13 protein-coding genes are annotated in these 21,619 nt (G+C 51.0%); 6 read left to right on the top strand and 7 right to left on the bottom strand.

Annotated elements, in window-relative coordinates; all coding sequences use genetic code 11:
• Window positions 1-2: 2 nt before the first annotated feature.
• The 4 genes from ACFO24_RS04830 to rfbD all read right to left on the bottom strand — a co-directional run bounded on the left by ACFO24_RS04830 (window position 3) and on the right by rfbD (window position 5,373).
• Complete coding sequence (locus ACFO24_RS04830; RefSeq protein ID WP_377737134.1) at window positions 3-2,897, bottom strand: O-linked N-acetylglucosamine transferase family protein; 2,895 nt, start codon at window positions 2,895-2,897, stop codon at window positions 3-5.
• Window positions 2,898-2,971: 74 nt separating this feature from the next.
• Window positions 2,972-3,526, bottom strand: a complete 555-nt coding sequence (rfbC, locus tag ACFO24_RS04825) for a dTDP-4-dehydrorhamnose 3,5-epimerase (protein WP_377737133.1) — start codon at window positions 3,524-3,526, stop codon at window positions 2,972-2,974.
• Window positions 3,523-4,410 (bottom strand): glucose-1-phosphate thymidylyltransferase RfbA, encoded by an 888-nt coding sequence (gene rfbA, locus ACFO24_RS04820; RefSeq protein ID WP_377737131.1) that lies wholly within the window; start codon window positions 4,408-4,410, stop codon window positions 3,523-3,525. Before rfbA ends, rfbC begins: the two co-directional genes overlap by 4 nt.
• 63 nt (window positions 4,411-4,473) lie before the next feature.
• Window positions 4,474-5,373, bottom strand: a complete 900-nt coding sequence (rfbD, locus tag ACFO24_RS04815) for a dTDP-4-dehydrorhamnose reductase (RefSeq protein ID WP_207575131.1) — start codon at window positions 5,371-5,373, stop codon at window positions 4,474-4,476.
• A gap of 161 nt (window positions 5,374-5,534) precedes the next feature.
• On the opposite strand from rfbD, the gene ACFO24_RS04810 reads away from it, so the two are divergent.
• The 6 genes from ACFO24_RS04810 to ACFO24_RS04785 all read left to right on the top strand — a co-directional run bounded on the left by ACFO24_RS04810 (window position 5,535) and on the right by ACFO24_RS04785 (window position 15,511).
• Entirely contained in the window at window positions 5,535-6,638 is a 1,104-nt protein-coding gene (locus tag ACFO24_RS04810; RefSeq protein ID WP_377737130.1) for an MraY family glycosyltransferase, read from the top strand.
• Window positions 6,631-7,689: a DUF1972 domain-containing protein gene (locus ACFO24_RS04805; protein WP_377737129.1), complete on the top strand. Its 1,059-nt coding sequence runs from the start codon at window positions 6,631-6,633 to the stop codon at window positions 7,687-7,689. The genes ACFO24_RS04810 and ACFO24_RS04805 overlap by 8 nt, the downstream gene beginning before the upstream one ends.
• 11 nt (window positions 7,690-7,700) lie before the next feature.
• Window positions 7,701-8,663, top strand: coding sequence for a glycosyltransferase (locus ACFO24_RS04800; protein WP_377737128.1), 963 nt, complete (start codon window positions 7,701-7,703; stop codon window positions 8,661-8,663).
• A 92-nt stretch (window positions 8,664-8,755) separates the two neighbouring features.
• The gene (locus ACFO24_RS04795) at window positions 8,756-12,355 is read left to right on the top strand and encodes a methyltransferase domain-containing protein (RefSeq protein WP_377737127.1); all 3,600 of its coding nucleotides are present in this window, start codon (window positions 8,756-8,758) and stop codon (window positions 12,353-12,355) included.
• Between the two features lie 96 nt (window positions 12,356-12,451).
• Window positions 12,452-14,437, top strand: coding sequence for a glycosyltransferase family 2 protein (locus tag ACFO24_RS04790; RefSeq protein WP_377737126.1), 1,986 nt, complete (start codon window positions 12,452-12,454; stop codon window positions 14,435-14,437).
• 9 nt (window positions 14,438-14,446) lie between these two features.
• Window positions 14,447-15,511: an acyltransferase family protein gene (locus ACFO24_RS04785; protein WP_377737125.1), complete on the top strand. Its 1,065-nt coding sequence runs from the start codon at window positions 14,447-14,449 to the stop codon at window positions 15,509-15,511.
• Here the strand turns inward: ACFO24_RS04785 and ACFO24_RS04780 are convergent.
• Genes ACFO24_RS04780 through ACFO24_RS04770 form a run of 3 tightly spaced genes read right to left on the bottom strand, consistent with a single transcriptional unit; the run spans window position 15,498 to window position 21,390 of the window.
• Window positions 15,498-18,032, bottom strand: coding sequence for a DUF7657 domain-containing protein (locus tag ACFO24_RS04780; protein ID WP_377737124.1), 2,535 nt, complete (start codon window positions 18,030-18,032; stop codon window positions 15,498-15,500). The genes ACFO24_RS04785 and ACFO24_RS04780 overlap by 14 nt on opposite strands.
• 2 nt (window positions 18,033-18,034) lie before the next feature.
• Window positions 18,035-19,873, bottom strand: a complete 1,839-nt coding sequence (locus ACFO24_RS04775; protein WP_377737123.1) for an LTA synthase family protein — start codon at window positions 19,871-19,873, stop codon at window positions 18,035-18,037.
• Entirely contained in the window at window positions 19,870-21,390 is a 1,521-nt protein-coding gene (locus tag ACFO24_RS04770) for a methyltransferase domain-containing protein (protein ID WP_377737191.1), read from the bottom strand. Before ACFO24_RS04770 ends, ACFO24_RS04775 begins: the two co-directional genes overlap by 4 nt.
• Window positions 21,391-21,619: the final 229 nt, after the last annotated feature.

The raw sequence follows: 21,619 nt of genomic DNA, 5'->3' as shown, positions 1-21,619 counted from the left end.
TTTTATTGAATCACATCAGAATAATTTACAAAACAAGGATCGAAATTAATATCACTATTATCTATACGAATACTCCTTGGCTTTTCTCCCTCGCACCATCCCTGCCAAGTCATCTGAAAAGCAAGAGAAAAACTATCCACAACAGCCTTCAGGCTAGCACTATAACCATCAACCAGATAGTTCCTTAGTTTAAAGCGAGCATCTTGAAGAAAAATCTGATTTTTAACCAAAAATAATGCCTTAATAATAAAGTCTTCCTTATTATTAGCGACAAAATAATCTTCCAAGCCCACTTGATGCAACATCAAAGCCCCTTGGTAACTAGGATAGGCATGGCCACCAATGGTTAATGTTGGAACCCCCATCCACAGAGCATGGAGCGTTGTCGTTCCACCTGTGTAGGGGAAGGTATCCAAACAAAAATCAACTTGATTATGAAGTTTGAGATATTCAGAGAATCCTGATCGAGGATAAAATATTAAGCGATCCTCCGCGATACCCTCTGCTGCGAACCACTGCAATAACTCTTCCGGCGCCCCATTGGCAGGCATCCCTGCCATCTGCAACCTAGAGCCTGGAACAGCGCGTAAAACCCCTGACCAAAGAGCAATCACCTCTCGATTAATTTTATTCAATCGATTGAATGACCCAAAAGTAACAAACCCATTTTCTATGCACGGAGCATCGCCAACTGGCTGTAAAGCAGCATGCCCATCAAAAGAAAATGCACGGGGCAAACGAATAATTTTTTCAATAAATTGCGGAGAAATATTCTTTCCCGGCATTAAATTATTTTCCGTCACCAAATAATCCATAGCCTTCAACCCTGTGGTTCCTGGATAACCAAGCCATGTCATTTGCACGGGAGCTGGATGTCGAGCGAAAACCTTTAGTCGATCCCCAGCCGTGTGCCCGCTCATATCAACCAATATATCAATTTGGTCTTCGCGAATTTTCTCAGCCAATTTGTCATCTGACCACTGCACCACAGTGCGCCAAACATCCATATTTTCTTTGATCCGCAGCATGGAATCATCGACCGCTCCATGGTTGGAATAGGCGTAAGTGATAAAGCCTTCGCGCTTGTGCAGTTCTTCAAAAAACGGGATAACAAACTTGGCCACGGCGTGGTTGCGGAAGTCGGCTGAGACAAAACCGATTTTCAAAGGACGGTCAATCACGCGGCTATTGGTGTAGGTGGTGTATTCCTTGCCTTTCACCTCTTCTTCAATCAATTTACCGTAAGCACGGTGTTCTCGGTACAGCTCTTCGGGGGTGATTTTGGTGCTATGACTCAGGGCAAACAGCATGCTGCTGCGGGCATGGGAGAAGTTAGGCGCAATTTCCAATGCCTTGCGAAAGCATGCAATAGCATCATCAGCGCGGCTAAGAGAAAGGTTCACAATCCCTAAATTGGTATGCAAGTGCGGAATATTGGGCAAGACTTTAATGCTGGCCTTAATTTCCTCCATAGCTGCTAAGGGGTCTTCAGTGGCATTCAATGCAGCGCTAAGGGTAATATGGGCCGCAGCGTAATCTGGCTGGGCTTTGATTGCACGGCGCAGCCATTCCAATGCTTCATCTTCTTTTTTCTGCTGCACCAGGTTACGGCCAATTTCATACAGGCTTTCCGGGCTTTCATTGTCGATTTCTGCACAGCGCAGTAAACCGGCTTCGGCTTCGGCAAATCGACCATGCACTTCCAGTAAATGGCACAGGTTGCGCAGCGCCTGGATGTAGCCAGGATGAATTTTTAAAGCTTGCCTAAAAGCATTTTCCGCAGCCCCTAACCGCTCTTGGTTGCGCAAGGTAACACCATAGGCATCCAATAACTCTGCAGAATTTGGGCTTGCATCCACAGCGGCTTTAAAACAGACCAGTGCGCCGTCTTGGTCACCTTGTGTCCGCAATAAAGAGCCAAATTTTTCTAAAAAAATCGGATTGCATTTCTCTTTTTGTAAAGCTCTGGCGTAGCTGTGCAGGGCTTGTTGAATATTGCCTTGTTTTTGATAAAGCAGCCCCATTTTTCCGTGGGCAGGGGCCGACTGTGGTTCAACACGCAGCACAGTTTCCAAAACCGCCTGCGCCTTGTCGTCTTGGCCCAGCGCCAACAATGCATCAACCCACGCTATTTGCGCTGCCGTGTCTGTTGGCTGCAGCTGTGCGACTTGCTGGCGAGCGTGCAGTGATTTTTCTAAATTGCCACTGCGCTTTTCCGCCTCTGCCAATAATGTCCAGACTGCTGTCGCCTTAGGAAAGCGCTTGAGCAAGGTGGTCGCATGGAGGATGGTTCGATCGTATTTTTTTTGATTAAAAAAACTGAGTAATTGCTGTAAATCTGCCGTACCGGGGTGGTCTGCAGCCGCGGTAGGTGCTGGCGCAGCTTGAGCCATCTCAGGTTCTGGCAATGGCGGGGCCTCTGCCAGTACCTTGGCAAGCAAATCATCTACCGATGCCTGGGCTAAGCGGATATCGCGCTGAAAAGATTCAATTTGCAAATCATTGAGGCCATAGTTGCTTGCAAGTGCCAGAACTTGTTCTGCCATTTCTGGCATATTGGCTTTAATGAGTGCATCGATATAACTGAACCAAAACTGAAGCTTGGTAGGGTTGTTATTCAGCGCAGCTTCAAAATAAGGCAGGGCTTTTATTGGCTCTAGCAACTGAACCGAATATAAAACCCCTAAATTATGCTGGGCATTGGCATCTTCTGGATTATCTCGCAGAACAGCTTCGTACTGATCCCTTGCTTCTTCAAAGCGCCATTGCTGCTGCAGTTCAATAGCATGCTCAAGTTTATCTTCTGCTGAAGAGTTTAAATTGTCAAATTTTTTAACCTGTGGTTTCTTTTTAGCTAAAAAATTTTCGTTTTTGACAAGAGATTTTTTTTTATGCATAGAGCTTACTTTTATTTTTTAGTACGAAAACCAAAATAGACTATAGATTCAAACACTGCATGTACTCTGATAATTCACATACCAGCCAAATCAGCATCAACAAAACGCGGCTGGCGTTGGTCTTTATCTGACAATAAATAATCTACTGGCAATGCAGGCCAGGCAATCGCTAAATCTGGGTCATTCCAGGCGATGCCTCGATCGCATTCGGGCGCGTAATAGGCTGTGGTTTTATAGAGAAAATCCGCCGTGTCGCTGAGCACGACAAAGCCATGGGCAAAACCGGGAGGCAGCCACAGCTGTTTGTGGTTTTCGGCGGTGAGTGTCTCGGCCACCCACTGGCCAAAGGTGGGGGAGTGGGGGCGAATATCGACGGCGACATCCCACACAGCCCCTTGCACGACCCGCACCAGTTTTCCCTGGGCGTGGGGGGGCAGCTGGTAGTGCAGCCCACGCAGCACGCCCTGGCAAGAGCGGCTGTGGTTGTCTTGCACAAACTCGTAGCGGGTGCCGGTGGCGGCATCAAAGGCTTGCTGGTTAAAGCTTTCGGTAAAAAAGCCCCGGGCATCGCCAAACACTTTGGGTTCGAGCACCAGTACGTCGGCAATCGCGGTTTGCGTCACTTTCATCGCACATCCCCTTTCAAGCAGCGCAGTAGATACTGGCCATAGCCGTTTTTCAATAAAGGCTGGGCCAGGCGACTGACTTGTGCATCATCAATCCAGTGGTTGCGCCAGGCGATTTCTTCTGGGCAGGCTACTTTTAAGCCTTGGCGCTGTTCAATGGTGGCGATGAATTGGCTCGCTTCTAACAGGCTGTCGTGCGTGCCCGTGTCCAGCCAAGCGTAGCCACGCCCCATCAGCTGCACATTCAGGGCGGATTTTTCGAGGTAGAGCTTGTTCAAGTCGGTAATTTCCAATTCGCCACGCGGCGAAGGTTGCAGTGCCTTGGCCAGTTCCACCACGTGCGCGTCGTAAAAGTACAGGCCCGTGACGGCGTAATGGGATTTGGGCTGTGCCGGTTTTTCTTCCAGCGACAGAACTTTGCCTGCCGCATCAAACTCGGCCACGCCATAGCGCTCGGGGTCTTGCACGTGGTAGGCGAAGACGGTGGCACCGTGGGTTTGGGCATCTGCCGCTTTTAAGAGGGGCTGCAGGCTATGGCCGTAAAAAATGTTGTCCCCCAACACCAAAGCCGAAGGGCTGCCCGCCAGGAACTGCTCACCAATCACAAACGCCTGCGCCAAGCCATCCGGGCTTGGCTGCACGGCGTACTGCAGCGACAGGCCCCATTGGCTGCCATCGCCCAAGAGTTGCTCAAACCGGGGGGTGTCTTGGGGTGTGCTGATGATTAAGATTTCCCGAATCCCCGCCAGCATCAGCGTGGATAAGGGGTAGTAAATCATGGGCTTGTCATAGACGGGCAGCAATTGTTTGCTAATGGCCAGGGTGGCCGGGTGCAAGCGGGTGCCAGAGCCGCCAGCCAGGATGATGCCTTTGCGTTGAGAGTGCATAGAGTGGATAACTATTAATTAAACAGCTTGTACCGCTGAATTTATAAGGATTTCAGGACTTATTTAGTTTGAAATCATGATTTCATCAAGCATTCGAGCTACGCTTTTTTCCCAATGCGGGAGTTGAAGACCGAAGGTCGTTTCTAACTTGGTGCAATTGAGCCGCGAGTTAAGCGGGCGCTGCGCCGGGGTGGGGAAGGCGCTGGTGGCGACCGGCGCAATCTCTTGCACCTGCCACGGTCGCGCAGGTGCCAGGCGGCGGGCCTGCGCAATCACATAGCTGGCATAGCCATGCCAATGGGTTTCACCGCTGGCGGTGCAGTGGTACAAGCCGCCATCCTGCGGGTGGCGTTGCAAGTGGGCAATGGCATGGGCGGTGATATCGGCCAGCAACTCGGCACTGGTGGGTGCGCCCCACTGGTCGTTGATAACGGCCAAGCGCTCGCGCTCACTGGCCAGGCGCAGCATGGTTTTGGCAAAGTTATGGCCCCGTGCGGCATACACCCAGCTGGTGCGCAAAATCAAATGCTGGCAACCAGACGCTTGGATGGCCTGCTCCCCCTCCCACTTGGTCTGGCCATAGACCGACAGCGGTGCAGGCGCATCGGCCTCTGTCCAGGGGCGGCTGCCGCTGCCATCGAACACATAGTCTGTGCTGTAGTGAATCAGCCAAGCGCCCAGGCGGGCCGCCTCCAGGGCAATCTGCCCTGGCGTGGTGGCGTTGAGCACGCGCGCGCGCTCGGGCTCACTCTCGGCCTTGTCCACGGCCGTGTGCGCCGCCGCATTGACAATCACGTCCGGCTGCAGCGCCCGCACCGTGGCCAGCACGCCCTCGGTGTTGGCAAAATCGCCGCAGTGCTCCGTGCCGTCCCAATCGACCGCCGTGACCTCGCCCAGCACGGCCAGGCTGCGCTGCAACTCCCAGCCCACTTGGCCGTTTTTACCGAAAAGAAGAATTTTCATCACCATGGCTGTTTAATACCGCAATATGTTTTAGAAGGTGTTGGCACGTTGCGTGCAGCAGTGCGAACGATTGTAGTGGGCCGCTTCGCGCTGAACCGCAGCAACACCATCCATGGGAGAATCAGCCCTTTTTTATTTCTCTTTTTTTGGCCAATCCATCCATGCTTGAGCTCCTTCGCTACGATGCCCTGATGGCAGCTGCGGCCTCCTTATGTACCTGCATTCTCTTGGTGCTGACCAAGTCTTGGCACGGCAGTTTTTCCATCGACAGCACCGATGGCATACAAAAATTTCATACCCAGCCCACCCCCCGCATCGGCGGCATCGCCATCGCCGTGGGGGTTCTGGTCGGCTTTGCCGCCTCCAGCCACGACCCTGCCGCAGCGGAAAAACGCGCCATCCTCAGCGCTATCTTGCTTGCAGGCATGCCCGCGTTTATTTTTGGCCTGCTCGAAGACCTGACCAAACGCGTCTCGGTGCGTGCGCGTCTGCTGGCCACCATGGCCTCGGGGATGTTGGGCTGGGGCATTACCGGGGTGGCACTGACCCATGTGAACGTCCCTGGGCTCGATTGGCTGCTGGGCTTTACCGCGATTTCGGTGCTGTTTACCGCTTTTGCCGTCGGTGGCGTGGCCAATGCCATCAACATCATCGATGGCTTTAATGGTCTGACCGCTGGGGTAACCCTGATTATGTTGGGCGCTTTTGGCCTGATTGCCCGCCTGGTGGGCGACATTGCCTTGGCCTTTACATGCTTGGTCATTGCCGCAGCCGTAGCTGGCTTCTTCGTGATGAACTGGCCCCGAGGAAAAATTTTTTTAGGTGACGGTGGAGCGTACTTTCTGGGCTTTGCATTGGCTTGGATCGCCGTCCTCTTGCCAGAGCGCAATGCCAGCGTATCACCGTGGAGCAGCCTGCTTATTTGCATCTACCCCATCACTGAAATAATTTTTAGTATTTATAGACGTAGATATTTACGAGAAGGCCATAATGCAACCGAACCCGATGCAATACATCTGCACTCGCTGGCTAATCGCCGCTGGATAAAAAAGTTATTCCCCAATACATCTATTATTACCCAGAATGGCATGACGGCACCATTGCTATGGATTTATACAATTCTCCCATGTTGGGCAGCTGTTTATTTTTACCAAAATAAGATAGGAACCGTTTTATCACTATTAGCATCTATACTATTATATATCGCAATATACCGGAAACTTGCATTTTTCCGCTGGCTCCCTAGAAAAAATAACAATGAATAATAAAATTGCAATCATAGGCATTGTCGGCGTGCCCGCAAATTACGGTGGATTTGAGACTTTGGTAGATAATTTAATAGAAGAAAAAGGCGAAAAATTTCATATCTACTGCTCATCCTTTTCATACAAAGAAAAGACTAAAAGTTATAAAAAATCACACCTTCACTATATTCCACTTCGCGCTAATGGATTCCAAAGTATATTATATGATATTGCATCAATCATTCATGCCATAACAACAGGGTGTCAGACATTTTTAATTCTTGGAGTCTCTGGCGCCCTTGCCTTTAAAATAATAAAAACAATCTATCCAAATGCAAAAGTTATCACCAATATCGATGGCCTTGAATGGCAGCGGCAAAAATGGAACACCCCTACAAAGAAGTTATTAAAATACTTCGAAAAATTAGCTGTAAAGAACTCAACACATGTGGTATGTGACAACAAAGTAATCCTAGATTACGTAAAAAATAAGTACGAAAAAACTGGAGTACTAATCCCCTATGGCGGTGATCATGCAATCAAATCATCACAAAACAAAATAACCAAAATAGAAATATCCAACTACTGCCTCTCTATATGTAGAATAGAGCCTGAAAACAATATCCATACTATTCTTCAAGCCTTTAAAAAAAGCAACAAAGCAATAATATTTATTGGCAATTGGAATGCCAGCACATATGGAAAACACTTATATCAAGAGTTTTCCTCAAGTCAAAATATTCGCTTATTAAACCCAATATATGACAATGAAATATTGTTCAACTATAGAGCCAATTGCTCGATCTATATTCATGGACACTCCGCTGGCGGAACCAACCCCTCTCTTGTAGAAATGATGCACTTCGGAAAGCTCATCATTGCTTTTGACTGCGCCTACAATCGATCAACAATGATGAACGAAGGCCTTTACTTCAAAAACAGTCAGGAATTAGAAAGCATATTACACACCCCAAATGAAGACAAAACAACAGGGGAAAAGCTAAAACAAATCGCAATGGAGAATTATTGCTGGGAAAAAATCAGAGCACAATACCTTCAATTACTAGAATAAAAAGATTGATTATGAAAAAACACGTTCTTCTTTGCTCTCATAACGGAGAAAATTTTATAAAGGATCAAATACTATCTATTATAAATCAAGAAGAAAAAATTGATTATATTCATATCTTTGATTTTGCATCCACTGACACAACGTATGATCAGATTATAGAAATAAAAGAAACGCATAAAAATTATGCATGGAATATTTCAAAAATAAATCATGCGCCAGGTCCTGCAGCATCTTTTTTCTATGCAATCAAAAAAGTCTCTCCACTGATTTCCAGTACAGATTTTATTTTATTAGCCGACCAAGATGATGTTTGGCTAAAAAACAAAGTCTCCTCGGTACAACAAGTTTTCTTAAAACGAATAAAAAGCTCTCCCAATAATAAATTACTAATTTTTCATAATGTCGCAATTACTGATGAAAAGTTAAACATCATACAAGATACATTCTACACAGGGAACCCCTACTCTATCCCAAGGGATTTATCACCGGATCGCTTACTTCTATGCAATCCAATTATTGGTCACACCATGGCGCTCTCTGGCGCACTATTGCAACTTGCTGCTAAAAAATTACAAGGTGAAAATTATCTGATGCATGACTGGGCGATATCCTTGCTTGCCAGTCGAACAGGGGAAATTGTTTACACAGGAAATATTCCACTTTCACTATATCGCCAGCATAACGCCAATATTCTTGGAGCCGCAAGAAAAAGAAAATTTACCGAAAAATTTTATCGGACGTATTTTTTCTCAAAAAAAATAATAGCCCAAAATCAAGAATTTGGAAAACTACTACCAAAGATACAAGGGCAAATCATCCACCCGAAAAAAATAGATGTTTTTTTAGAAAAAATAAATAAAAAATATTTATACTGGTTAATATATCCAACACTAATCACCCTAGCCATCTTCCGTGGACCAACCATACAGAGAAAACTATTATCATTATTCATACTATTACAGTGGATAATGTAAGCAATTCTCAAAAATAACTCAGATAAAACATATACCTTTTATCCAACCAATTAGCTTTCATCATGACTCCGCACCACACTTATATCCGCAGCATGGACCAACAAGAAGGACTCAACTCCCTGAGCGCCCTTGCCGATCAAGTTCCAGAGAATTCAAAAGTGCTTGATCTTGGCTGCGGTGCAGGTGTATTGGGTCAATTTTTGGCATTACAAAAAAAATGCACCGTTGATGGTGTCACCCTCAGCCAACATGAAGCAGCACTCGCCCGCCCCCACTACCGCGACTTACTGGTTGCCGATCTAGAGGGCATCAATCTGGCACAAGCTTTTGCCGGACGACAATACGATCGAATCATTTGTGCCGATGTACTGGAACACCTCCGAAATCCCGAACAAATTCTTGATGCTTGCCATAGTCTGCTGGCCCCAAAAGGAGAGCTCTTGGCCTCCATACCAAACGCCAGCTACAGCGGCCTACTGCTAGAGCTGATGCAGGGCGAATTTCGCTATCGCACAGAAGGTCTATTGGATCGCACGCATCTGCGCTTTTTCACACGGCATTCACTGATTCGTTTTTTCACAGAAAAAGGATGGGCAATCAATGCGCTAAGCACCATTAAGAGACCCTTGGATGACTCAGAATTTAAAGCCATCCACCCGGACAGCCTCCCGCCAGCAGTTATCCGCTACCTGCTCGCACTGCCTGATGCACTGACCTATCAGTTCATTTGCACCACCCGTCCAGACACGGATGCTTGTGCACAGCAAACCACCGCCCTGCTTGAGCACAACGCTGAAGCCCATCCCAGCTTTAGCAGCGACCTGTACTGGGGGGAACAGGGGCAACTAAATGAAAGCTGTAAACACTCCCTTCGGGGTCGTATTGGGCAACACCATCAAAACCTGCGGTTTGAGCTGCCCGCCTGTAACACCCTGCAGCCAGTATTGCGCTGGGATCCCGCCGACCGGCCTGGTTTTCTACACCTGTATCAAATACATCTGTACGATCACCAAGGACAACTGCGCTGGGCCTGGACCCCACAAAAATCCACCCCCCTCGGATTGAGCAGCACCCCCTGCAGCAATATTCACCTACAGCCTGCCAGCGCCACCGCTCCAAACGCAATGCTATTGCTACTCACAAGCGATGACCCTTGGTGGCAGCTACCCATCCCACCCGATGTGCTGCGCCAATGCCTTGCCAGTGCAGGCTGCGTTCTTGACATTGAATTAGGCTGGCCCATGTCTGCCGATTACGCAGCTTTAAGCCAATCTACCCATGCGATGCAGGCAGACCTCACCCGCGCTGACCAAGAAATACAGCAATCGCGTCATCAATATGCCATCCAGACACAGGCCCTGCACACAACGGAACATCAACTGCAGCACCAACAACAAATCAGTGCCCACCTGCGTGCCCTGCTAGAAGATCATCAACACTACATCCACAGCATAGAAGCATCGCGCAGCTACCGTGCCATGCAAAAACTTGGCCGACTCAAGCGACGGCTACTGGCAAACAACAGCTTGCCTACCGCGCCTACACAATCTATTGCCAATAGCGCACCGTCGGCACCAATGCCCCCGCCAGACGCCATCGCGCCCGATGCTATCTCCCCCGATACCGGCACACCACCGGTGCCAGAAACTACAGCCTGCACAACACCTGCCATGCCGACTCCGGCGAGCACGGCTATAGCAGCTGAAGCCATTGACATCATCATCCCCGTCTATCGGGGGTTAGATGACACTCGACGCTGCTTGCAATCAGTACTGCAAGCCTCCTATGCGCAGCCTCACCACATCATAGTAATCAACGATGCCAGCCCAGAACCTGCCCTGGCACAGTGGCTGCGTGAACTTGCCCAGCAAGAGCCACGCCTGACCTTGCTCGAGAATGAAAGCAACCTTGGCTTTGTCGCAACCGTCAACCGCGGGATGGCACTGCACCCCACACACGATGTACTCCTCCTGAATAGCGACACCGAAGTTGCAAACAACTGGCTTGATCGCCTGCATGCAACAGCCTATCGCGATGCAGCAACCGGCACCGTTACCCCTCTGTCCAACAACGCCACGATTTGCAGCTACCCCCGATTTTGCGCGAACAACGATTTACCCCCAGGGTTTGACACCTCCAGCCTTGATCACTTGTGTGCCAGCACCCATCCCAATGCGAGTGCCGTCATCCCAACCGCCGTCGGTTTTTGCATGTACATCCGACGCGACTGCCTTAACCAAACCGGGCTTTTCGACACTGAAAATTTTGGCAAAGGATATGGTGAAGAAAACGACTTCTGCATGCGTGCCCACTACCTCGGATGGAACCACCAGCTGGCACTGGACACCTTCGTGCTACATACCGGCGGAGTAAGTTTTGGAGAAAGCAAAACGCCTCGCGAAGAAGCTGCTTATGCCACCTTGCAGCGCCTACACCCAGAGTACGACGCACTGGTGCAAGCGCACCTACAAACAAATCCGGCACAAGCAGCACGCAATGCTTTAGATGAAGCACGCCTGCGCCTCAGTAATTTACCGTGCGTATTGATGGTGACCCATAGCCTAGGGGGCGGCACACTGCGCCATGTACACGAATTGGCCCAATGGCTCACCCCTCGGGCCAACACCCTCACCCTCATCCCCCTGCCCGAGCATATGTTGCGACTGCAATGGCTCAACCCGACAGCAGGTTACACCGAAGACTTTCACTGGCCCAACGATGCCATCGCTCTGCGCACCAAACTGCAACAGCTCGGCGTAAAGCACATCCATTACCACCATCTACTGGGACTCAACCCCGGTCTTATGCAGCTACCTTTAGAGTTGGGAACCACCTACGACTTCACTGCACATGACTACTACAGCGCTTGCCCGCAAGTAACCATGACCTTGGCTGACCATCGCTACTGCGAAGAACAAGGGCCGCAGCAATGCTCAGCCTGCCTAGCGCAACGCCCTGCACCCACAGAAGAAAGCATTGAAGACTGGCGGATGCGCCATCGACACTTCCTGGCCCAGGCACGCTACGTCCTCACGCCCAGCCGTGATACCGCCCGGCGGTTACAGCGCTATTTCCCCCAAGCGGCCATTCGTTTTGTCCCGCACCTCGACATTCCGCAGAACCAAGAACTGCCCCCCCAAAAGCACCGGCGTATAGCGCCCGATGGGCACCTGCGCATCTTCATCCTGGGCGGTGTTAGTGCCAACAAAGGAGGGGAAGTCATGCAAGCCGTCGCGCAAGCCGCCACACGCCATCGAGCACCACTAGAACTGCACCTCCTGGGCTACCCTCACCGCCCCATGCCCACCCAGCCCCATACCAGCCTGACCGTACACGGGCCTTATAACGATGCCGACCTCGCTCTGCTGCTAGAGCGGTTACAACCCGATTTGATTTGGTTTCCCGCACTCTGGCCAGAAACATACAGCTACACATTAAGTGCCGCCATACTGGCAGGTGTACCCATTGTTGCCCCTAACCTTGGCGCTTTCACTGAACGCCTCAGCCAGCGCCCCTGGACTTGGCTAGAGCCCTGGAATACAACGCCAGACGACTGGTTAAACCTATTTCTAAACCTTCGGCAACGGTATTTTATTGATGGTCAAATCCCTCCCCCGGCGCCAGCGGCTCCCCTGCATGCCACTGACACAAACCTCCTCACATGGAGCTATGAAAAAGACTATCTTGCCTAACTCACTGATCAGATTTTGCAGATATCTCTTAATCAATTCCTTTTAAAAGAATTCAAGATTTTTCACAAATCAAACATTCCAAGCCAACAATTGAAAATGTCTTCCCTTGTTTCAGCAGTACGTCGCCTTCCCAACCAAATGCGCGTACTTGGCGACAGCCTCTACCATCTATTCAAGAATTATTCTGATCTTGGCCACAATAGCCAAAAACTCTGGCGTGCCTGGCGAGACGGCGGCACCTACCGGCTCAAATACACCTTGCTTAGCCTACGCCCTCCAGCATCTCCAACCAGCAACTGGCAGCACTATCAGCAACGCCTCTCCAGCGAGCTACTTCCCGCACTGCAGGCCAAAGTTTTGACCCTAGACCACCCTACTCCCACCATTGCTGTTGTGGTTCCCACCTACAACACCAATGCCAACATGCTTCAGGCCATGCTCGACTCCGTCCTGGGGCAAATCTACCCACACTGGCAACTATGCATCGCAGACGATGCTTCAACACACCCCCACGTACGCAAAATCTTAGAGCGGTACGCAGCGCAAGATCCACGCATTCGTTTACATCTCGGGACAACTAACCACGGTGTCTCCCATACAAGCAACCAGGCCTTGGCTCTCGTCGATGCACCCTTTACGGTGCTCCTCGACCACGATGATTTACTCGAACCCCAAGCACTCTACCGCGTCGCTGAAAGTATCTTGGCCGAAAACCCCGATATGCTCTACAGCGACGAAGTCCTGCTAGATGAGCGCATGCACACGGTGCTGCAATACTTTCACCGCCCCACCTTCTCACCTGAATACCTGCGCAGCCACCCCTACATCGTCCACATGGTTGGTTTTCGCACTGCCCTACTGCGCCAGCTAAACGGTTTTAATGAACAGCTGGACATCTCACAGGACTACGACCTTATTCTGCGTGCCAGCGAACAATCGAACACGATTGTTCATATTCCAGAAATTCTCTACCAATGGCGTGCCCACAGTGGCTCCGCAGGGCACAGCAAAATGGCCCAGGTAATGGATACCTCGACAAGCATCCTGCAAAAGCACCTTGATCGGCTGCAACTAGACGCGAAGGCGGCACCCGACACTTCCTCCTTCAACTACTTTCATACTCATTACCGAATTCCAGACAACCAACGTGTCGCCATCATCATTCCCACCAAAAACCACGGGGCCTTGGTGCGCCAATGCATCAACAGCATCCGTACCACTGTACAAACCGTGGCCTACGACATCGTTCTGATCGATCACGCCTCCACCGACCCGGAAAGCATTGCCTACTTTGAAACACTCAAATCAAGCGACAACACCATCGTTTTGCGCTACGAAGGCAGCTTCAACTTCTCCAGCATCAACAACTGGGCCGTACAGCAACTGGAGCAGCTAAAACAGCACTCCTACAGCCACTACCTGTTCTGCAATAACGACATCGAAGCCACCCACCCAGGCTGGCTAGAACACATGCTCGCCCAATGCCAACCGGTTGACGTTGGCATTGTCGGTGCCCAACTCCTGTACCCAGACCGTATCTCCATCCAGCACGCCGGTGTTTGCGTAGGACTGCACGGTGCTGCCGAACACTACGGGAAATTTCATCAAATTTCCGATGATGCAGTGCAACGCACGATGTACATGGGCCGCCTCATCACCACCCATGAAGTCTCTGCCGTCACAGCCGCCTGCCTGCTGATGCGCAAAGAAACCTTCGATGCCATTACCGGCTATGACGACCAACTGGCCGTAGGCTTTGGCGACGTAGATCTATGCCTACGCACTCTGGAGCAGGGCTGGCGCATTCTTTACTGCCCCCAAGCCAGCCTGATTCACCACGAATCCTACTCACGTGGCAAAGCCCAAGGCTACGACCCCCACCCTGAAGACTCTGCCTTTTTCACCACCCGATGGCGCAACTGGCTCAACGCTGGCGACCCCTACTTCAACCCCGCGTACTCCATCAACCACACGGACTGGGTCGTCAAAGACCCCATCGCCTGCCAAACCAACCTCCAGCGCCGTATCTGGCAGCGCCGCACCCCCGAGCGCCAACACCTGGAACACAGCAGCAACATCTAACGCGCCCCCATGCTCCACCCCATCCAGGCGCTGCGCCTGTTCAGCGCACTGTGGGTCGTCCTGTACCACGCCGCCCACAGCCCCACCGTTGCGCCAGGCAACGGCCTGTGGCACAACTTCACGGGCCTAGGCTACCTGGGGGTGGACATTTTTTTCGTCATCAGCGGCTACATCATGGCCCTGAACAGCCAGCAACGCTCGCCAAGTCTACGCCAATCGCTCTCATTTTTAGGACTGCGACTGGCCCGCATCTACAGCGGCTGGTGGCCCGTCTTCCTGCTGTGCTGCACCCTGCTGGGCAGCGCCGCCTTGCAAGGCAAAGACCTGCTCGGCTCCTTCTTTCTCTACCAGCTCAATTTCAACATCCTAGTGCTGCCTGTCACCTGGACACTCACCTTCGAACTGTACTTCTACGCCGTCATCGCGCTGAGCCTGCTACTGCCTCAACACCTGCGCACACCCACCTTCTGGCTCCTGGCACTGGGCCTGCTGATCACCAACAGCTGGTGGGTCATGCACGAACGCTTCAACATCGAGAATATTGGCCAATCACACTACGGCATGCACTTATTCTTCTCGCCCCTGTGCTTGGAATTTTTGCTCGGCTACCAACTGCAACGCCTGCAACCCCAACTGCAGCGTATTTTGCCCACCCTCGCCCTGCTTGCCTGCACCGCCCTGTGTGCCGCCGCCGTCTATGGCTACGCCGCCTACTTTGCGCACAAACCCTCCGGCCTGGCCGGATTCTTTCACTATCCCGAGCGTGCCCTACTGGGCGGTAGCTTAGCAGGCAGCCTGCTCCTGCTGTTTTTGCGCCTAGGTCGTTACCTGCCTCGGCGCTTAAGCCTCTGGGGCGGTGATATTTCGTATCTTGTGTACCTGCTACACCTGCCCTGTATCTGGCTCCTGCCCCGCTGGCTCCCCAGCGACAACCCAATGCACCTGCCCGCCCTCATTGCTGGCACTATCAGCCTGGCAAGCTTGATGCACTACACGCTAGAGCGCCCGATCTACCGCAAATGCAAGAGAAGATTTGATACCGCATACAACTTGCAACACTTCAAAGCACTTTAAAAATCGCCCACACACCAACCGCTTCAAGCTCAAGCAACCGTGGGTTCGCTCGCAAATATTCCGCGTCGTTTTGATGCACCAGAACCAGCCCAACCCCCATACGCGCAAAATCAAACCGCCGAGTATTGATCTGCAGCAACACCAAATCCAAGCGCGGCAACGTTAGCGAAAACGCACGCTCCTCTGGCAAGTCTGCATGCTCCAACAGCAAATGCTGGTAACGGTTATAAACCGCCTCATATTTATGCTCTGGATCCAGCGCATACCAAAAATCCAACGGGGGATGGTACAGCGCACCCGTGGCAACAGGCACACCCGCAGCCATCAACGCCAGCGTCTGCCGATGCCCGCCTAGGCTTAAAGCCTGCCCAGCACCAGCCACCACCGCCACCCTCAAGGTAGTGGGCAACCGTGCCTCCGAAAATCTTTGTTGCAACACAGGGTGAACGCTCAGTTGCTGAGGTGCTTGCAACAACGGATTAAAGGTCAGCCCCGCAGCCAACGTCCATACGCCGTATAAAACACCCCCCTGCACATGCTGCCCACTCAGCAACCACCAACAAAGAACAACGTACCCCACCAAGGCAAGCAGCAACAGCGAAGGCTCAAACCATGCAAGCGCAGACACAGGTAACTGCTGCATGGCAAACACCGCCCCCATTGCGACCAGAAATACCATCGCCCCTTTCCATCGCCACCCCATGTGCAGCAATCCAGTCCCCCCCTTTGGAACACATACCACCTGGCGCAGCACCAAAGCCCAAAGCACCGTCTGGGCCAAGAGCAACCCAATATCCACCCGATAGACTGGCACCATTGACCATAAAGTGAAGCGAGCCACCCAGTCAGGCACCCCAAAAAACGAAAACCACAGCACCCACGCAATAAACAACAAACACACATTGGCCAGGGCATCCCAGCGGTGGGTTTGGCATTGCTGCCAAATCAACCACCCCCCCAATGGCAGGAAAAGACATATGAATGCAGCCCCATCACTGGGCGATACCGCTTCACTGGCATGAAAAAAAAGCACTGGGGCCAACAACCCCTTGACCATGAACCAAGCATCCAGATACCCCCCCGTCTCCAAGCGACTACCGGGATATACCGTCCCCTGAATGGCAGCGACCGCATCTTTGGCATGCCACCACCAAGCAGCGCAAAAAAATCCCGCCACAGCCACCAGCCCAAGCGTCGCCCAGAAACCCTGCGCCTTGCGCCAACGCCCCCGCTGCTCATACAGCCATGCCCCTGCCAACGGCAGCAGCAGTGAGGCTAAAACCCAGAGCCAAGCCGGATACAAAGTCAGAAAAGCGCCAGCCGTCGCCCACCCAGCCAAAGCTCCCCAGCTCAGCGCCTGCCAGCGCCCCTTGGCACACCAGCCTTGCAACCATGCGCCCCACCCCAAAACAGCAAAGCCCACCACATAGGCAGGCCACCCAGACCAGCCCACAGACAAAGGTGCCGCACTCAGCAGACCGCTCAACGCAGCAGCCCACCTCCAGGGCAAGCCAAACACGACAGACAGCGCCCACCACACTGCAAAGAAGCAGCCAAAGAAAGGGAGCCACCAATACCAAGCCAGCGCTTGGCGCATCTCTAGGAAGAAGAAACCCCAGGTCGCCGGTTTGGCCAACGCAGCCATATTCGCCACAGGCACCCCCGTCATCCCCACCACATTCATGTTGTGCCCAGCAGATGTCAAGACAGTACTGACATCAGGCAACCCATCGCCTGAACGGTACTGATTGAACTGCCCCAAGGCCATCGCCGTTATCACTAGCCACTCATCCGCCCGCACCGGCTGCGCCTCTCCCACCCATGGGACAGCATCGTGCTGCACCAAAGTATCGTTCTCGACCAGCAACGCCAGCGAAGACCCCGTCCACCCTCCCGCCACCAGCAAAGTAAACGAAGCCAGCAGCGCCACGGCAAACACCCGCGCACTCCCTGCCCAGGCGATATACCCAGGCCACCGTACCCACAAAGACACCCCCCAGCACACCAAGGGCAACAGCACCGCCAACCCCAGCGCCAAACGTGCCCAAGACCCCGGCTGTGGCGGTGCCTGCCAATGCACTGTTTTGGCTCCATCCAAAACGTCCAACACAATCTCTTGGCCATCGCTGGTACGCACCCGTACTACCACCGGATAGCTACCAGTTTTAAGATCATCCGGCACCCGCAGCCGAATCTCAAAACCAGAGTTGAGCCACTGCTCACGCCCTGTAGCCGCCACAACATCCGGACGCAGGCCCCCACCAATCCCAAGCCGCCCCAAATACACCTGCCGCGCCCCCAAGAGCACCCGTGCTTGCACTGCAAAGTTACTACTTTTCTCTGTGGCAACCCACCCTCGCAATACCAAAACACCGGCATCCTTTTCGAGAGCTGCTGACTCCAGAACCCCTTGCCCCCCTGCTATTGCCAAGTTGCCGCCTATACCAGCAACATATAAAAAAATACCCAACAACCACAGTTTTAAATACGAAGAAAATATTAATACAGTATTTTTTTTCATATTTAATTAATAAAATTATAAATTTTCAATAATTCATGTGCAATATTTGAATCAACCACTGGCAAATCTGCTCTCTGTCGATTAATCTCTTGCACAACTGCATCTGCGTTTTTAACCTCTTGAGGCTTCAGTACCCAGTCTGTAGCATCACCATTCAATTTAACAAAAAAAGGTTTTTTATGATTTTTTATTTTTACCAAAACTTTATCACGCTCCATACCCAAAGCATGAAAAATGAATTTCGCCTCCACCCTTTCTCCAAAAAATCTTCCTTGATAATCAGAAGTGCATGACTCCATCCCAAAACCAGCCAAAACGGATGGAATCACATCCGTTTGCTGCCACTGCCCAGCTATACGCCCTCTACCCTCAAAAGATTTTCCAACGATCACCGCTGGCACTCGTGCTGGAGCAGACGGCCCCAATACTTCTCTTTCTGCTGCTGTTAACAACGTCATGCTACGGTGATCGCCGGTAATAACAAGTACGCCAGCGTCAAAAAACCCCCGATCCTCCAGCGCCCTGACAAACCCACCCAGGGCTTCATCAGCATACTGAAACGCAGCCTCTTCACCACGTTTTTCACTCCCAGGAATCACAAAGGGTGGGTGTGTAGTAACAGTTTGAATAACAGAAAACATCCGCCCCTTTATCAAACCCTCATCCAGCCAATTTAAATACCGCTGATACAACGCCTTGTCACCAGGATCAGCAAACACCCCCCTTGGCAAGGCGGAGTAATAACTATTATCCGGCCCCTCTATATAATCAAACCCCAAATTCTCCAACCAATCCCTGGATTTTAAAAAATTCAAATCTGCAGATGTAAAATAAGATGTATGAACGCCGCCAACCTTCAATGTCTTAAAAAAATCTTGTTTAGATTCTTTATAACCAGAAAAAACATCCGTAGATTGATAACGATTAATCTGGGGAAGTGGTACATGCCCTGTCAATAGAGCAATCAACCCGCCATCAGTAGTAAATCCATTGGCATAAAACTCATCAAGATATGCATACTTCCTAGAAATATCATCAAGATGAGGTAGATAATTTCTTAATCCTGCTATATTTTTACTCTGATATGCAGAAAGCGACTCGACCACCACCAATACAACTGATTTAAAAATCTCATCAGATTTCTGGCATACCTCTTGAGAAGCGGGAAGTTTCAGCAATTCATTTTTAAACTCTTTGGAAAATTCTTTATCTCCCCCACCAGGAATATTGGCAGAAATAAAATCCTGATTCTGATTCTCAAGAACATAATTCTTATCTTGAGGCAGATAGCGTAAAACAAATAACAACGGAAAAGCAGCAAGACAGCCAACTATTTTTCTATAATTATTTTTCTGAAAATTAGAAAAAATAGCCAATATTGCGAAACAACATGCCGCCGCCCCAGTAAAAAAGAGAGAAACCCCAAAAAAACTTTTAATTCTTGGCCAAGCGACCGTTTTATTTCCAGAAATATCAGAAGAATATTTTAAAATATCTGCCAATTGCAGTCTAAGGCTAAATAAATCATAAATAAAAACATCAATCACATAAAATAAAATAACCGAAGAAACAAAAACACAAAAAATCCACCGCAATGGATAATAAAACAACCTCGAAAAACCAATCAGCGCAATCAATCCACCCAAAACACCAAGATCGTAAACTGGAGCATCCCAAACCAAACAATCAGCATTACAAGCCGTCATTTGATTTATTTTCGTTAAACTCAAATTCCAACGAAAAAAAATCAATACAAAAAAACTGATTATGAAAAAAAATAAAGGAAATTGACAAAAAATCAATCTCCTTTTTATTGAAAAATTTTTATTAAAAACAATCATTTTCTTTGCAATAGAAGAAAAATCTCATTATTCACCAACACATCACGACCATATTTTTCCAGAAGCACATCAGGAACGGGGGATGGCTCATAATGGCGACGCTCTTGCCGCACAACAGCAAACCCCGCTTCTGCAGTCAAAGCAACCAATTCGTCGGCCGTCAGCCGATTCAGCGCTTGGTACTCCTCAAAAACAAACCGTTTATAGCCCTCCGGTCCAAAATCTGCGAAACCAAAATCCACCTCATCTGCATGCAGCGGTGCCTCACAATTTCGCACCACATCCCACAATTCGTCATCCGTCACCAATAAATGGTGCCACGGCACAGAATCGTAGCGCCCTAAATGCGCACCAAATGCAGAATAGTAAAGCGGCTCAATTTGTAAAAAGAAATATCCACCAGGACGCAAACAAGCATACAAATCCTTCAGAATCGGTAAAACCTGATCCCGCTGGACATGCTCAAACGTGGACCAACTCATCACCACGTCATACAGCGCAGCCTGTCCCTGCAGCGGCGCACTCGGGCGAATCGTTTCAAAACTCAACGCCTTGGGCAATATTTCCAAACCCAGCTGCTGCTGGGCAATCAGGGGCAACTTTTCATATTCACGGCGCACATCCACCCCATGGATATGCCCTGCGCCATAGCGCAATGCCAACGCCAAATCAGTAATCCCATCGCCACAACCAAACTGCATCATCCGCGCACTGCGGACATCCACCACCGCAGACAGCCAGGCATAAACCACATCGGCGGCATACTCAAAATGCGAGCGGAACCACGCATCCGTAATCTTTTCTGCGCTCCAGCAAAGCGACTCCTCCTCGGGCACCGGCACATCCTGCACTGCCTGGGCCGGGCCAGAAAACCGGGGCCACTGGCCCCACAAATGCCATGCGGCAGGCGCCTCCTGCACCCAACGCTCCAAGCCCTGCACCATCGTCTCCATCAACGCCTGCGCCGACAGCCCCGCTTCCAAGGGGGTAATGTGCAAATACCGCCGTCCCGTATGCACGTCCAGCCCGGTTACATACCACACACTATTGCCTTGCTGGCGCTGTGCCAGCAACGGCATCGCTGCCGACAACAACACCCGCTGTCCCAGAAAAGTACACACCTGGCCCTGCCCCTGGTCTTGCGGCACATCCAGCAAGGCCAGCACCTGCTCTTTTTTTGCAAGCACTCCACGCAAATGGCGTAAACCTTTGGGAACAAAAATCAAGTCTGTCCCCAGCGCCTGCTCCACCGAACGCAACCGTGCCTGGGCATAGCGGCGCAGCACCCAGCGCCCGGCAAATGCAGCACCCTCGGCCGGAGCCGCCAACGCATGCACCTTCAAGCCTGCCTGGCGGGCATGGCGCAAACCCCACATGCCTGCCCCCCAGTGAAATGTGAACAACAGCGCCGGCTGCCCATGCGCCAGCCAATCGCCCTGCACCTGCACATAACGGCGCAACCAAGCATCTGAACGCGTACGGTGTAAATAATGATCTGCATGGTCCACCAACTGCACCAAACGGCGCTGCCAGCACCACCCCCGGGCATCCTGCACCCAGCCTTGGGCCTGCGCCTGGGCGCAATCGGTATCCACCACCTCGCGGTACAGCCACGACCAATGCGCCAAAAACTTGAACAACTTGAAACAGACCGGCCACGGCAACACTGCAGCCAAACCCGGCAGCAGCACCAGCTCCAGCACATCGCGCCCCTCGCGACGCAAACGCTGCACAACGCTGCGCCAC

Origin of the sequence: Comamonas denitrificans (assembly GCF_042654745.1) — a bacterium.
GTDB lineage: Bacteria > Pseudomonadota > Gammaproteobacteria > Burkholderiales > Burkholderiaceae_C > Comamonas > Comamonas denitrificans.
Note: the sequence above shows the minus strand (reverse complement) of the source record. Positions and strands in the feature narration are given on the sequence as shown.